The sequence below is a fragment of the Emticicia sp. GW821-FHT11C11 genome, from assembly GCF_058808615.1.
Genome location: NZ_JBXARV010000001.1, coordinates 2,202,605 through 2,218,532, shown reverse-complemented (window position 1 = coordinate 2,218,532; position 15,928 = coordinate 2,202,605). Strand labels below are relative to the sequence as shown.

Here is a 15,928-nt window from a genome sequence, read left to right as displayed (position 1 = left end):
GCGATGTTAGATATAGATACATTAGAAAAATTTTCTCTGGACGAGAGTCTCAACTTTATAGCTGCTCAATATCCGGGTAAAGTAGTATTTTCTACTTCATTCGGACAAGAAGATCAGGTTATTACCCATGCTATTTTCAAAAACAGTGTGAGTGGTGGCCCGGTAGACATTAAAGTATTCACCCTGGATACGGGTCGTTTATTTCAGGAAACTTATGAGTTAATGGACAGAACCCGTGCCCGGTATACACAGCCCATAGAAACGTATTTCCCGAATACTGAGCGCATACAGCAACTCGTAACCGAAAAAGGCTTCAACAGTTTCTACGAATCGGTTGAAAACCGTAAAGAATGCTGTGCGATCAGAAAAATAGAACCGCTGAAAAGAGCACTGGCCGGTGCCGAGGTATGGATAACAGGTTTAAGAGCAGAGCAATCAGAGAACAGAAATGACATGAAGATATGGGAATGGGATGGTGGTAATAAGGTATGGAAATTTAACCCGTTGATACACTGGTCTTATGAACAGGTATTGGAATACATTGCCGTTAATCGTATACCCGATAATCCGCTTCATAAAAAAGGATTCATCAGTATTGGTTGTTTACCCTGTACCCGCGCCATTGAGCCGGGCGAGCACCCAAGGGCAGGTCGCTGGTGGTGGGAAGAATCTAAAAAAGAGTGTGGATTACACCAAGTTTCGTAAATTTGCGCTTGGTGAGCAAAAACAAGCATTATGAGTAATTTTTTAAACAATTCTGAAATTATTAATTCATCGTCTGATATCAACGGGGTTTTCCCTCGTGAACTGGAAGATGAAGCCATCTATATTTTAAGAGAGGTAGCTTCGCAGTTCGAGAAACCGGCCATTCTTTTCTCTGGTGGTAAAGACTCCATCACGGTAGTGAGGCTGGCCGAAAAAGCATTTTATCCGGGCAAAATACCTTTCAAACTACTTCACGTAGACACGGGTCATAATTTTCCTGAAACGATTGAATACCGCGACTGGCTGGTTAACAAACTGGGCCTGGAGCTTCACGTACGCTACGTGGGGGATTCTATCAAGCAGGGTAAGGTGAAAGAGGAAACCGGTAAATATGCCAGCCGTAATGCAGCACAGACCGTTACGTTGCTTGATGCCATTGAAGAATTTAAGTTCGATGCCTGTATTGGAGGCGCCCGCAGAGATGAAGAGAAAGCCAGAGCCAAAGAAAGAATATTCTCGGTTCGTGATGATTTCGGTCAATGGGATGCAAAAAAACAAAGACCCGAATTGTTTGACATGCTTAACGGAAAAATAGAAATAGGCGAAAACGTGAGGGTTTTCCCGATTTCGAACTGGACAGAGCTTGATGTCTGGAATTATATCAAAGAAGAAAAATTACGTATTCCGACCATCTATTTTACTCACGATCGGCAGGTATTTGACCGTGATGGCCTCATCTGGGCCGACTCTGAGTTTATCAATAAATCGGAAGACGAAATACCTTATACTACCAAAGTACGTTTCCGTACCGTAGGTGACATGACCTGTACTGCGGCAGTTGCTTCAGAAGCAGATAATCTGGATGATGTGATATCGGAGATATTATCTGCAAAAATCTCTGAACGTGGTGCCCGTATCGACGACAAACGCTCGGAAGCAGCCATGGAAAAACGCAAACAGGCAGGGTATTTTTAATTAGTGAATGAGCGATTGAGTGAATTAGTGATTGGTTAATTTTTGAATTACATTACAATGGATATACTTAGAATAGCAACGGCAGGCTCGGTAGATGATGGTAAAAGTACTCTTATCGGGCGTTTGCTTTATGAAACAAATTCTATAACCGGCGATAAAATAGAAGCCCTTGAAGCGGCTTCAAAACGTAAAGGCCTTGATTTCGTAGATTTATCTCTTTTAACAGATGGCTTAATTGCCGAACGTGAACAAGGCATTACAATAGATGTGGCTCATATCTATTTCAGTACTCCTAAGCGCAAATACATCATCGCAGACACACCAGGGCATTTTGAGTACACACGAAACATGGTTACGGGGGCTTCAAACACCTCCGTTTCTATCATTCTGATTGACGCCCGCAATGGTGTGGTAGAACAAACCAAACGCCACTTCTACATTTCTTCGATGCTCCGCGTCAAAAATATCATTGTAGCAGTCAACAAAATGGATCTGGTCAATTACAGTCAGGAACGTTTTGATGAAATAAAAAATGCCTTTTCAGAATTGGCAGAACAGGTAAGTTTTGAAGGGCAGACAATTACATTTATTCCGATTTCTTCATTATTTGGAGAAAACCTGGTAAAAAAATCAACCGAAACACCGTGGTATGAAGGGGCTGCATTGCTGGAAACTTTAGAAAATCTGGACAATCAGGTAAATCCTACTTCGCATCTGCCAGCCCGCTTCCCGGTTCAGTTGGTAGTAAGGCCTAAAACTGAGGCTTTTCATGATTACCGCGGTTATGCTGGCAAAATTGCCAGCGGAAGTTTTCTGGTTGGCGATTTAGTAGAGGCTCTACCAAGCGGACAAGTAAGTAAGATAAGAACCATCGAGAAATTCGGTACGAATCTGGAGATTGCTCACGCCCGTGAATCGGTAGTCATTACCCTTGAAGATGATATCGATGTCAGTAGAGGTAATATGATTGTGAAAGTGGGCCAACAACCGGAAGCGAAAAAAGAAATTGATGCCCGTATCTGCTGGTTAGATGGACAAGCTTTAAAAGTAGGCAAAACCTATCTGCTTCAGCATGGTATCAACCGCGTGAAAGCCAAAGTTACTGGTATTAACTCGATGATTGATATTAAAAATATGACTTTAGATACCGAACCGTCACACGAGGGTGGTATTAAACTAAACGAAATCGGATGGGTCTCTATTAAAACAGCAAGCCCTGTTTATGCAGACCGATACGTAGATAACCCGACAAACGGTGCTTTTATTTTAATTGACGAAATAACGAACAACACAGTGGGTATAGGCTTTGTAGAATAACACGATTATAAAATATTCATCAACCAGACTTGAAGCTTTGAATTAGTTTAGGGTTCGGTGAAAACTGACAGCAATCTTTGCTGTCTTTTTTTTTATAGAATTTCTGCTTTAATTAGAGCAACAAATATTTCAACTATGACTTACAAACTACTATTATCTGCAATAGCCCTGCTGACAATATTTCTGAACGCATGCCATACCGAAGAAGAACACAAGGCCGATCTGGCTTTGGTTCAAAAACATTGTAGCACTTGCCATTTGTTTCCACAGCCCGAATTGCTCGACAAAAACAACTGGGAAAAAGTGCTGCCCAAAATGGCGCTGTTTATGGGTGTTACTTCTGCCATTAATAAGCAGACAAAAATCGATGCCATAGAACAAACGAATGTACCGGCCAAACCGACGGTTTCTGACGAAGATTGGGAGAAAATAAAGAATTACTACATTGCAAAAGCTCCCTATAGCCTTAGTTTTCCTCTGAGTGGTGTCAATGCTACCGAAAAAGACTTGTTTATCGGCAAAAGTTTCATGCCGTTTTCTAAAAAGATGCCTAATATAACCAGTGTCAGAATCGATACCATAGCGCAGGTAGCCTATGCTGCCGATGAAATAAATCAGGAAATATGGATGCTGGATAAAGATAGCAGACCTATTAATCGCTTCACAGGTCATGTCGCTATTAGTGATATAAAAATTCAGAAAGACAATCTGTTGCTTACTTACATGGGCAATTCGATTGACCCGTCTGTAAGGCACCATGGATATGTTAAAAAAACAGATCTGATAAACCATGAAAAGACTGAAGTGTTGCTTACTAACCTGTACAGACCCACACAAACCCTATCGGTTAATCTTGACGCCACACCGGATGAAGAATTGGTAGTTAATGAATTTGGCGTGTATACCGGGCAATTAGCTGTCTGGAAAAAGAATGGAACCACCTACACAAAACATGTAATAGACAACAGTCCGGGCGCTATTAAAACCATTCCCATTGACTTTGACAAAGATGGGTTACCTGATTTAGTAACCTTATACGGGCAGGGAGATGAGCGAATAGTATGGTATAAAAACAAGGGCAATTTGCAGTTCAGCGCCACTACCCTGCTTAGGTTTCCACCCGTTTATGGTTCCTCAGGCTTCGAATTAATTGATTTCAATAAAGACGGTTTATTAGATATTCTGTATACAGCCGGAGACAACTCTGATTACTCAGGAGAATTGAAGCCATATCACGGCGTGTATCTGTTTACCAATCAGGGAAAGAATAATTTTAAAGAATCGTATTTTTTCCAGATGAATGGTGCATATAAAGCAGTAGCCAAAGATTTTGACCTGGATGGCGACCTTGATATCGCTGCCATTGCTTTCTTTGTTGATTACTTTGAGAAAACCCCGAAAGATTTTGTATTCTTCGAAAACCAAAATCAAAAATTAACTCCAAAAGTACTGAACATAAAAAACTACGGCCGCTGGATGGTAATGGATACCGGAGACATTGACAACGATGGTGACATCGACATAATTCTGGGTAATCACCCGATTGGATATACACCCGGCACTCTATTGAAAGAGTGGCTGAAATCCAAGTCGGTATTATTGTTAGTCAATCAGAGTAAGCATATAAAATAAGACGGCGATTCATCTATTCATGACTATTAAGTGTAAAAATGACATAAATTTTTATGCAGATAAGTCATAAAATATATTTCTTAAATAAAAAATGATATATTTGGGTTTATGGTAAAGTTATAGATTTGCACTTCGATAATGTTGTCATAAATTATGACAACAACTATTGTTTCTCCCTGCATGTATCAGTTTTGAATCATACTTTAACAGGTTGCCCAAAAAATAGAAAGTAAGTCATTGCATACAATTTTAAACGTTTACTAATTGCTTAATTGAGTGATTGATATCATTTTTGTTTATTGACTAATGAAATATAAAAGGGCAAATATACTTCCCAAAGTAGGGGTGTGGGAATTAGATCTTAAAACGGGTATTTTAGAATGGGATGAAATCACCAAATCAATTTACGAAGTTCCGTTAAACTACTCCCCGACTCCCGAAACAACTATCAATCTTTTCACAAATAATCTGCATAAAGAGCGAATAAATTCACTTACCCAGAACCTGATTGCAACCGGAGAACCTTTTATTGAAGAATTTGAGATTAAATCAGTAAATGGCCATATAAAATGGGTGGAAAGCAGCGGGCATGCTGAATTTGAAGCAGGTGAATGTGTACTACTCTATGGTACTTTTCATGATATTACACGCGAAAAAACACTAAAAGAGGATCTTCAGTTAACGGAAGAAAAATTCTCAAAAGCCTTTGAATATGCTACCATAGGTATGGGTTTGGTTTCGCCGATGGGCTATTGGATAAAAGTTAACAAAGAGCTGCCTCGAATAATCGGATACAGCGAGAGTGAGCTGATGAAACTCACTTTCCATGATATTACGCATCCTGACGATCTGGACAAAGACCTTTCTTATGTGAAGCAGATGCTTAATAAAGAAATTGACAATTACCGGATGGAGAAACGGTATATCCATAAAGACGGACATATCGTATGGATACAACTGGCGGTTTCACTGATTTGGAATAATAATGGTACGCCTTTGTACTTTATCTCGCAGATAACTGATATAACCGAACAAAAGAAGGCAAATGAGGAGTTGCAGCGCGAACGGCAGCGGCTTTATCAAACCATTGAAGGAGCCAACATAGGCACCTGGGAATGGCATATACCTGAAAACACCATTATCTATAATGAACGCTGGGCTGAAATTGTAGGGTATACACTTGATGAATTAAAACCCATTAACAGAAATACGTGGAACGAGTTGGTTCACCCTGACGACAAGGAAATACCAAACAGATTCATTGAAAGGTGCTTCCAGCGCGAAATAGAATATTATGAATGCGAATACAGAATGCGGCACAAAGATGGCAGTTGGGTCTGGATTCACGACAGAGGCAAAATAGTTGACTGGTCGGCCGACAACGAACCGATTCTGATGCTGGGCACTCATGCAGACATAACCCAAAGAAAAGACAAGGAACAGGAACTAAAAAATACCATAGACCTGGTAAGTGAACAAAATAAACGGTTATTGAATTTTACCCACATTACTTCACACAATTTAAGATCACATATTGGTAATTTTCAAATGCTTCTTAATTTGCTTCCTGAAGAAACAGACGAAAACAAGAAACGTGAACTCATTGATTTTCTGATTACAATTGCTAATAATCTGCAGGAAACCGTACATTATCTTAATGAAGTACTACAGATACAGACAAATCTTAACCTGCAAATAAAGAAGATAAACCTCTATACTGAAGTTGAAAAAGTGCTGTTAAGCCTGAAAGCCATCATTTCAAACTCACTTGCTGTTGTATATAATCAGATTCCGAAGGATCTGACCATTAACTATAGTACGGAATACATAGAAAGTGTATTGATTAACCTGATTACAAATGCTATTAAATTTCAACATCCGGACCGGATACCTGTTATTCATATCCAGACTAAAGAGATTGAAAAATATATAATTCTGGAAGTTGGAGATAATGGCATGGGAATTGATTTAAATATACACGGACAAAAACTCTTTGGCATGTATAAGACCTTTCATCAGAACAAAGATGCCCGAGGGCTGGGTCTTTTTATAGTGAAGAATCAGGTTGATGCCATGGGCGGAAAAATAGAAGTTGAAAGTACTGTAAACCAAGGAAGTATTTTTAAAGTTTTCATTAAAAATTCATAAGCCTTTCGTGCTTATTCTCAGTAATTGCCCGGCTGAAAATAATTAATTCCTTTGTTGGTCAGAGAAACACACTACGATGAAAATAAATAAAGTCTGGATAATAGACGATGATAAGATACTTACGTATGTATTGAAGCGAATGCTATCTTTGACTGACGCATTTGAACACATTGATGTGTTCGAAAATGGCAAAGAAGCTTTCGATGAGCTGATTGCCACACAAAAGAATCCTGAGTTGATACCAGATATCATACTGTTAGATCTGAACATGCCAGTAATGGATGGCTGGCAATTTCTGGACGAATTTGAAAAGATACATTTAGACAAGAAGATTACACTCTATATTGTGAGTTCATCAATAGATATGCAAGATCATGACAAAGCAAAAACCTACACAACTGTATCTGACTTTCTGATCAAGCCTATCGGTAAAAAACAAATTGAGCAACTGGTAGAGGCATTTCATTCATAATTGAATTTACCTGTTACTCGGGTAGTCGCTCTCAAAGGTACAAGACAAAAAATCCCCTTAAAACCATCCGGTAATAAGGGGATTTTCCATAATAAAGATATTAATTCGCTTTAGAGGCAATCTCTTCAGTTTTATCGCTCAGATCTAACTCCAGTTCTTTGCCTGTCAGTATATCCGGCAATAGCAGAAAGTCAGCAAGTGCATTTTTTTCAGTGTCATAAATACCAAAGGCTTTTGCTCTTTTTGTCCACCCCGGATATTTACTCGCATTTTTTCTGGAGCCGTAATAATGTAAGCGATAGTTCATGTAAGGATTAACTATGTACTCACATTGAAAAAACGAATTGGCCATCTCTACATCTTCTAACGACAGCCTACCATCCTGGGCTACACCAATAATTGCTTCAAATGCTCTGATGTTTACGCGGTTCAGACCTTCTCCGGCAGTAATAATCTGGTCTATGAGCGTTTCGGCAACTGCCTGGCTTTTAAACAAATTTCCGTGATACTTATTCCAGTAGTGTTTCCGATGGATTCTGAATGCTTCTGCCTTTGTGAAGTTCTTTTTGCCCCATACTTTTTTGTTAATTCCGTACCCTCTACCTTCAAATTTAATGAGTTTTTCAAAGTACTTTTCAAAGGATGCAGCTTCTGAATTAATAATCGTCATGCTGACCATAAAACTGGTCAGTAGCAGTAGTTTAATTTGCTTCATTTGGGATATCAATTTTGTTGACGACACAAAGGTAAAAATTAATATCCTGATTATCAAGCAATTATTGATTTTTGTGTTATTTCTGCCTCATAATCCGGCCCACCTATGGTCAATTTTCCACTAAATTCAGACCACTTTTATTGCCGGATTTTATTGGAATACTTCAAACTTATATTTGGATTTTGAGAGTAAAACCATGAAAAATACAATTATCGTAGTGGCATTTGAGTTCGCCATTCCGGCACTAGACCAGAGCCTTACGGCTTCGTATTAAGGGAGTCTTTGAGCACACAAAACCTATCGTTGAATCTATATTTTCAGACTGACTTCAAAGCTATTGAAGGTATAGGCGGGTGTAAAATTCCCGCTGTCAAGAAACCTGTTTCTTTCAAAGTAGAAAGAAATTTGCCAGGCAGATTATATTTTTGTAAATTAGCTATATCAGATTGAAATCATCGCAAAACAAGGCTTTTACAGCGAATTTTCGCTATAAAATTCCCTCATTTTGGGAGATGGATTTTGCCCGTTTTAAGTGCTTTTGCATTATTCTCATAACAATTATTGCAAAAACAAGTATTTTAAATTAGCTTTATATAATTTGGTTTCAAAGTTGTTATGCCAAATAAATTTAGTATTATATTGCATTTCAATTGCTGTATATACTATATATGTATAACAATTCAGAAGATTATTAGGCTTTAAACTTCACGGTTTATTTACAAAATATATAATCAGAGTACAATTTAAAACCCTATAAATTTTATCGCACGATGACTGATGCAGAACAAGTAATGGAACAAGGTCTATATCGTTCGGAATTCGAGCACGATGCCTGTGGTATTGGCTTCAGAGCTCACCTGAAAGGCAGACGGTCTCATGGTATTGTTGCCGATGCTATAAAGATGCTTGAACGCATGGACCACCGTGGTGCGTGCGGATGCGACCCCAATACTGGTGACGGTGCAGGTATCTTATTGCAGATACCCCATGAATTCTTATTGGATGAATGTAATAAACTGAATTTCCAGTTACCTTCAAGTGGTGAGTATGGCGTAGGAATGATTTTCTTTCCTATGAATGAAACTGAAAGAGAAGAATGTAGAGAAATATTCAACCGAAAGATTGAGAGAATCGGGCTGGAATTGCTAGGATACCGGGTTGTACCTACAAAAGGCGATTGCCTGGGTGATGGTTCAGGGTCAGTTGAACCGCGTGTGGAACAAGTGTTCATCAAACGTCCCTCTGATATTACAGAAGAAATCGATTTTGAAAGAAAATTATACATTTTACGTCAATACGCCTCACGCATCATCCGCGATTCGGTAGCAGGTGCCAAAGAGCATTTCTATTTTTCATCGCTTTCGTGCAGAACTATCTCTTACAAAGGGCAGCTGACCACTGAACAGTTAAAATATTATTTCCCTGATTTATCAAACAAATCGGTTACTTCTGCATTTGCGGTTATACACTCACGTTTCTCGACCAACACATTCCCTTCATGGAAATTGGCACAACCGTTTCGCTTCATTGCGCATAACGGTGAAATCAATACTGTGAAAGGAAATGTAAACTGGATAAGAGCCGGAGAAAAATCGTTTTTGTCGGAGTACTTCACCAAGGAAGAAATGGATATGATTCTTCCGATTTGTGATGCAGGTAACTCAGATTCAGCTCAACTCGACAACGTAATTGAATTATTATATCTTTCAGGCCGTTCATTACCGCATGTAATGATGATGTTGATTCCGGAAGCCTGGGATGGCAACGAACACATGGATCCTGTCAGAAAAGCATTTTACGAATACCATGCAGCCATCATGGAACCATGGGATGGCCCCGCGTCTATCTCTTTCACAGATGGTAAAATGGTAGGCGCCACGCTCGACAGAAACGGCTTGCGCCCATCTCGTTACTGGGTATTAGATGATGACACCGTTATTATGGCTTCTGAAGCCGGCGTATTAGATATAGATCAGGAAAAAGTAATTTCGAAAGGTCGTCTTCAACCTGGTAAAATGTTTATTGTGGACATGGAGCAGGGAAGAATTATTCCGGACGAAGAAGTAAAAGCAGATATTTGTTCGCGACAACCCTATCAGGAATGGCTTGATGAGTACAAAATCAAAACTTCTGTATTGCCTAAGTCTATCCGTCCGTATCAGAACTACAGCGAAGAGGTTTTACTGAAAAGACAGATAACTTTCGGCTTTACATCAGAAGATTTAAGAATGATCCTGGCTCCTATGTCTCAGACAGGACAAGAGGCGATAGGCTCAATGGGTGTTGATACCCCACTGGCCATTCTATCAGACCAAAGTCAGCATTTATCGTATTATTTCAAGCAGTTATTTGCACAGGTAACCAACCCTCCTATCGACTCGATCAGAGAAAGAGCCATTATGTCATTGATTTCGTTTGTGGGTTCAAACGAAAATATCCTGGCAGAATCTCCGCTGCATTGCCGTATGGTAGAGTTGGAGCAGCCCGTACTTACCGTAGAGGAATTTGACAAGCTTCGCTTTGTTGATCATAAGGGTTTTCAGGCCAAGACCATTAATACGTATTTCAATGCAAAAGCAGCAGACCACGGTAAAGCGCTGGAATTCGCCCTTGACAGAATCTGCCGCTATGCGGAAGATGCCATTGAAGATGGATTCGAAATCCTAATTCTGTCAGACCGCGCCATTGATTCAGACCACGCTCCTATTCCATCATTATTGGCTACGGCAGCAGTTCATCACCACCTGATTAAAAAAGGCATCAGAGGTAAAGCGGGCATTGTTGTTGAAGCCGGCGACATCTGGGAAACACACCATGTGGCTACCCTGATTGGCTACGGCTGCTCGGCTATATGTCCGTACATGGCTTTTGAGACTGTATCATGGATGAACAAGAAAGGTCTGATCGAAGGCGAACACGAAGACTACGTTCTTTATAAAAACTACATTAAGGCTGTTAATAAAGAATTACTGAAAATATTCTCAAAAATGGGAATCTCTACCCTGCAGTCATATCAGGGCGCACAGATTTTCGAGTGTATCGGATTGAACAAACAAGTAATTGACAAATATTTTACCGGCACCATTTCACGTATTGGTGGTATGGGTATTGCCGATATTGCTAAAGAAGCCATTGTACGCCATACAGTTGCCTACCCGGATGTACCACAGGTTTCTGTCCAAAGGCTGGAAGTGGGTGGAGTTTACCAATGGAAGCAACGTGGAGAACGCCACATGTTTAATCCGCAGAGCATTCATTTATTACAGCAAGCGGGCAGAGTCGGCGAGAAAGATGTAGAGAAGGGCTATCAGGTTTTCAAGCAATATTCAAAACTGATTAACGATCAAAGCAAAGATGCGCTTACCATAAGAGGCTTACTCCGCTTCAAAAAGGGAAATCCGATTCCGATTGAAGAAGTAGAACCGGTTGAAAGCATCTTCAAACGCTTTGCTACGGGTGCCATGTCGTTCGGTTCAATTTCGTGGGAAGCACATACCACATTGGCTATTGCCATGAACCGCATCGGTGGACGCTCCAACTCGGGTGAAGGCGGCGAAGATGAAATCCGTTATCAACCAGATGCGAACGGCGATAATTTAAGCTCCAGCATCAAGCAGGTAGCTTCGGGTAGGTTTGGTGTTACTAGCCATTACCTGAGTAATGCAAAAGAGCTACAGATTAAAATGGCTCAGGGTGCCAAGCCCGGTGAGGGCGGCCAGTTGCCCGGCCACAAAGTAGATGACTGGATTGGCCGTGTGCGCCATAGTACACCGGGTGTAGGGTTGATTTCTCCCCCACCTCACCATGATATCTACTCGATTGAAGATTTGGCTCAATTAATATATGACCTCAAAAATTCAAACCGTGATGCCCGTATCTCAGTAAAACTGGTGTCGGAAGCAGGTGTTGGAACTATCGCAACCGGTGTGGCTAAAGCACACTCAGATGTGATTCTGATTGCCGGTCACGACGGTGGCACAGGAGCCTCTCCGCTATCGTCTATCAGACATGCAGGTTTGCCATGGGAACTTGGTCTGGCTGAAACTCACCAGACTTTGGTTAAAAACAAATTGCGTGGCAGAGTAGTAGTTCAGGCCGACGGACAGATTCGCACAGGTAAAGACCTTGTAGTTGCAGCCCTATTAGGTGCTGAAGAATTTGGCGTAGCTACGGCAGCATTAGTTTCTGTAGGTTGTATCATGATGCGCAAATGCCATCTGAACACATGCCCCGTGGGTGTAGCTACACAAAATAAAGAATTGCGTGCCATGTTTAGCGGTAAACCGGAGCACGTAGTAAATATGTTTACTTATCTGGCCAGAGAAATGCGCGAGATAATGGCAGAACTTGGCTTCCGTACTGTTAATGAAATGGTAGGCCAGGTACAATTCCTTGAAAAACGTGATGATTTATCTCACTGGAAATACAAGAAAATTGATCTGAGCGGTATTCTCTTCAAAGAGCCTACTACACTTGATGTGGCTCAATACAAGCAGGAAGAACAAGACCACGGTATTGACCACGTGCTCGACTGGCAGATGATCAAGGATGCCCAACCGGCACTTGAGAGCGGACAGGAAGTAACTGCCGAATACACAGTTAATAACCTGAACCGCAGTATTGGTGCCATGCTTTCGAACGAGGTTTCGAAAGTGTATAAAGGAGAAGGTTTGCCTTATGGAACAATCCATTATAAATATCGTGGCACATCGGGCCAGTCATTCGGTGCGTTCTCAACCAAAGGCTTGAAATTGGAACTGGAAGGTGATTCTAATGATTACTTCGGTAAAGGTCTTTGCGGTGCTGAACTGATCGTGTATCCGGACAGAAAAGCAAGATTTGCCGCAGAGCAAAACATGGTAATTGGTAACGTGGCGTTTTATGGTGCTACCTCGGGTGAAGCCTATATCAGAGGCATGGCGGGTGAGCGTTTCTGCGTAAGAAACTCCGGCGCCAAAGTGGTCGTTGAGGGAGTGGGTGATCACGGCTGCGAATACATGACCGGTGGTCTGGTTATTATTCTGGGTAAAACAGGCCGTAATTTTGCCGCAGGTATGAGTGGTGGCATGGCTTTCATTTATGATACTGACGGAGACTTCGGATCTAAATGCAATACTGAAATGGTAGGTCTGGAAAAACCGGAAGCCGAAGATGCCGAAATGCTGAAAGCTTTCATTGAAAAGCATCTGGCTGTAACCAATAGTGTGGTAGCCAAAGCTATTCTGGACAATTTTGATGAAGCCCTTACGAAATTTGTAAAAGTAATGCCTACTGATTACAAACGTGTATTGCTTGAAAGAAAAAAGAAAACCGAATCAGAGAAAGTTCTGGCATAAATGCTACCGCCCTGCACAGATGAAACGCCTGATTCCGTCAGTGTTTCATCTGTCAGAAGCGCTCACTTATTAACCTATAGACATACACAAAATCATAATAAAAAAATGGGAAAACCAACCGGTTTTTTGGAGTTCGAACGCCAGCCATCGCTTAAGAGGGATGTTCTAGAAAGAAAAAAAGATTATAACGAGGTTGAGACAGGCTATGATACGCAACAGACACTTCAACAGGCAGCCCGCTGTATGGACTGCGGTGTACCGTTTTGTCACAATGGCTGTCCGCTTGGTAATATCATTCCTGAATTCAATGATGCAGTGTGGGAACAAAACTGGGAATATGCTTACCAGATTCTGAGTTCTACTAATAATTTCCCCGAGTTTACTGGTCGTATCTGCCCTGCCCCCTGTGAGGCATCTTGTGTATTGGGCATCAACAAACCTCCGGTAGCTATAGAATACATTGAAAAATCAATCATTGAAAAAGCCTACGAAAATGGTTGGGTGAAACCAAATATCCCAAGCAAAAGAACAGGCAAAAAAGTAGCAGTTATAGGTTCCGGCCCTGCAGGATTGGCAGCTGCTTCGCAGATAAATAAAGCCGGCCATTGGGTTACTGTATTTGAAAGAGCCGACGAAGTGGGTGGTCTGTTAAGATATGGTATTCCTGATTTCAAGCTTGATAAATCGGTAATAAAACGCAGAGTAGAAGTAATGGAAGCCGAAGGCATTGTATTTAAAACCAATGCAAATGTAGGTGTCAATGTGAAAGCCAATGATTTGCTGCGTGACTTCGATGCCGTAATTCTTGCAGGCGGGTCTACCGTACCAAGAATGATTGAAATAAAAGGCAAAGAGTTGAAGGGTGTCTTCCCTGCGATGGAGTTCCTGAGCCAACAAAACAAAAGAGTAGCAGGCATTGAACGAAACGCCGATCACAGAGGTGAAGCATATGCACATGGTGAGATTTTAGCAACAGGTAAAAACGTAGTTGTAATAGGTGGTGGTGACACAGGGTCTGACTGTGTGGGTACTTCGAACCGTCATGGAGCGAAAAGTATCACGCAGGTAGAAGTAATGCCTGAGCCAGGTCTGGACGACAAAAAACAACCTTACTATAAATTCAGGGCAGAAACGACTCCATGGCCCAACTGGCCATTGACCAAGCGTACGTCTACTTCGCATGAAGAAGGTTGCGAGCGTCTGTTCAGCATTAATGTGAAAGAATATTTAGGTGATGAAAACGGTAATCTCAAGGGCATCATCATTTCAGAAGCGGCCTTTTTCAATGGCCAGAGAGTGGAAATGAACGAGCGCGAGATACCTTGCGACCTGGCATTAATAGCGGCCGGTTTCCTTAACCCTCAGCAAGATTTGCTGGAGCAACTGGAAGTGGAAGTTGACGAGCGCAAAAACGTAAAAGCACTGGAATATCAAACAAATAATCCGAAAGTGTTTGCAGCAGGCGATATGCGCCGTGGGCAGTCGCTGGTAGTATGGGCTATTTCAGAAGGTCGCGAATGTGCCAGAAAAGTAGATGAATATCTGATGGGAGAATCGTTGCTGGAAGCTAAAGCAGTTTCTATGATTTCTCCGGCATATATCGGCATTTGATTTTATCTTCAAAAAAATGAGCCGCACCTGAGGTATGGCTCATTTTTTTTCAGGCCATTGAACGCTTAATTTCTCAGATAACTATTGATATTATCTTCAATTCTTTTAATAATGTCTCCTCCGGTAGTCTGTTCAAATGTATCGCCGGTCACTTTCTCATATAACTCAACATACCTCTGTGATATCTCAGCTACTTTCTCATCTGTCATTTCAGGCACTGTCTGGCCGTCTTTTCCCTGAAAATTATTGGCTATCAACCACTCTCTTACAAACTCCTTAGACAACTGCCTTTGCGGTAATCCTTTTGCCAGGTTTTCTTCGTAAGTATCGGCATAAAAATATCTGGAAGAATCAGGCGTGTGAATTTCATCAATCAGATAAATAACTCCGTCCTTTTCACCGAATTCATACTTAGTATCAGCCAATATCAGACCTTTTTCTGCAGCTATTTGTGTACCTCTTTCAAAAAGTGCCAGAGCATATTTTTCAAGCTGCAAATACTTCTCTTCCGATACCAGCCCGCGGCTGATGATCTCCTCGCGCGATATGTCCTCGTCGTGTCCTTCATGCGCTTTAGTAGTAGGAGTAATAATTGGTGTCGGGAATTTCTGATTCTCAACCATACCCTCCGGCAGTGTTACACCGCATAAGGTTCTCAGTCCGCTTTTATAGGTGCGCCAGCCATGACCTACCAGATAGCCTCTTACCACCATTTCAACCGGGAAAGTCTGACACTTAATACCAATCGAAACATTCGGATCAGGAGTTGCCAAAAGCCAGTTAGGTACAATATCTTTGGTTGCAAAAAGAAATTTTGAAGCAATCTGATTCAATACCTGGCCTTTTGAAGGAATAGGTCTCGGCAGAATCACATCAAATGCCGAAATCCGGTCTGAGGCAATCATGGCCACTTTATCATCGAAATCATAAACATCACGTACTTTGCCACGGTAAAACCCGGTCTGTCCCTCAAAATTGAAATTAGTTTCTTTAACTACAGAAATGTTTGTCATACTT

Annotated in this window: 10 protein-coding genes; 8 read left to right on the top strand and 2 right to left on the bottom strand. The window is 41.2% G+C overall.

Going from position 1 to position 15,928, the window contains the following annotated elements:
* Positions 1 to 3 precede the first annotated feature (3 nt).
* The 6 genes from AC1RRY_RS09455 (at position 4) to AC1RRY_RS09430 (ending at position 7,249) form a co-directional block, all read left to right on the top strand.
* On the top strand, positions 4 to 705 hold the full coding sequence (locus AC1RRY_RS09455; protein WP_492816107.1) for a phosphoadenylyl-sulfate reductase: 702 nt from the start codon (positions 4 to 6) through the stop codon (positions 703 to 705).
* A 30-nt stretch (positions 706 to 735) separates the two neighbouring features.
* On the top strand, positions 736 to 1,680 hold the full coding sequence (gene cysD / locus AC1RRY_RS09450) for a sulfate adenylyltransferase subunit CysD (RefSeq protein WP_492816109.1): 945 nt from the start codon (positions 736 to 738) through the stop codon (positions 1,678 to 1,680).
* 57 nt (positions 1,681 to 1,737) lie between these two features.
* Positions 1,738 to 2,997 carry a sulfate adenylyltransferase subunit 1 gene (locus AC1RRY_RS09445; RefSeq protein ID WP_492816111.1) on the top strand — a complete coding sequence of 420 codons (1,260 nt, stop codon included), beginning with the start codon at positions 1,738 to 1,740 and terminating at the stop codon, positions 2,995 to 2,997.
* A gap of 135 nt (positions 2,998 to 3,132) precedes the next feature.
* Positions 3,133 to 4,629, top strand: a complete 1,497-nt coding sequence (locus tag AC1RRY_RS09440; protein ID WP_492816113.1) for an FG-GAP repeat domain-containing protein — start codon at positions 3,133 to 3,135, stop codon at positions 4,627 to 4,629.
* A 306-nt stretch (positions 4,630 to 4,935) separates the two neighbouring features.
* A complete protein-coding gene (locus AC1RRY_RS09435) occupies positions 4,936 to 6,777 on the top strand; it encodes a sensor histidine kinase (protein ID WP_492816115.1) in 1,842 nt (613 codons plus the stop codon).
* 76 nt (positions 6,778 to 6,853) lie between these two features.
* Positions 6,854 to 7,249, top strand: a complete 396-nt coding sequence (locus AC1RRY_RS09430) for a response regulator (protein WP_492816117.1) — start codon at positions 6,854 to 6,856, stop codon at positions 7,247 to 7,249.
* 100 nt (positions 7,250 to 7,349) lie between these two features.
* On the opposite strand, the gene AC1RRY_RS09425 is transcribed toward AC1RRY_RS09430, so the two are convergent.
* Positions 7,350 to 7,964, bottom strand: a complete 615-nt coding sequence (locus tag AC1RRY_RS09425) for a lysozyme family protein (protein ID WP_492816119.1) — start codon at positions 7,962 to 7,964, stop codon at positions 7,350 to 7,352.
* Positions 7,965 to 8,734: 770 nt separating this feature from the next.
* Here AC1RRY_RS09425 and gltB point away from each other — a divergent pair.
* Together gltB and AC1RRY_RS09415 are read left to right on the top strand one after the other, a co-directional pair.
* Complete coding sequence (gene gltB / locus AC1RRY_RS09420; protein ID WP_492892850.1) at positions 8,735 to 13,300, top strand: glutamate synthase large subunit; 4,566 nt, start codon at positions 8,735 to 8,737, stop codon at positions 13,298 to 13,300.
* Between the two features lie 105 nt (positions 13,301 to 13,405).
* The gene (locus tag AC1RRY_RS09415) at positions 13,406 to 14,911 is read left to right on the top strand and encodes a glutamate synthase subunit beta (protein ID WP_492816123.1); all 1,506 of its coding nucleotides are present in this window, start codon (positions 13,406 to 13,408) and stop codon (positions 14,909 to 14,911) included.
* A 65-nt stretch (positions 14,912 to 14,976) separates the two neighbouring features.
* Here AC1RRY_RS09415 and AC1RRY_RS09410 read toward each other — a convergent pair whose 3' ends face one another.
* Positions 14,977 to 15,924, bottom strand: coding sequence for a phosphoribosylaminoimidazolesuccinocarboxamide synthase (locus AC1RRY_RS09410; protein ID WP_492816125.1), 948 nt, complete (start codon positions 15,922 to 15,924; stop codon positions 14,977 to 14,979).
* Positions 15,925 to 15,928: the final 4 nt, after the last annotated feature.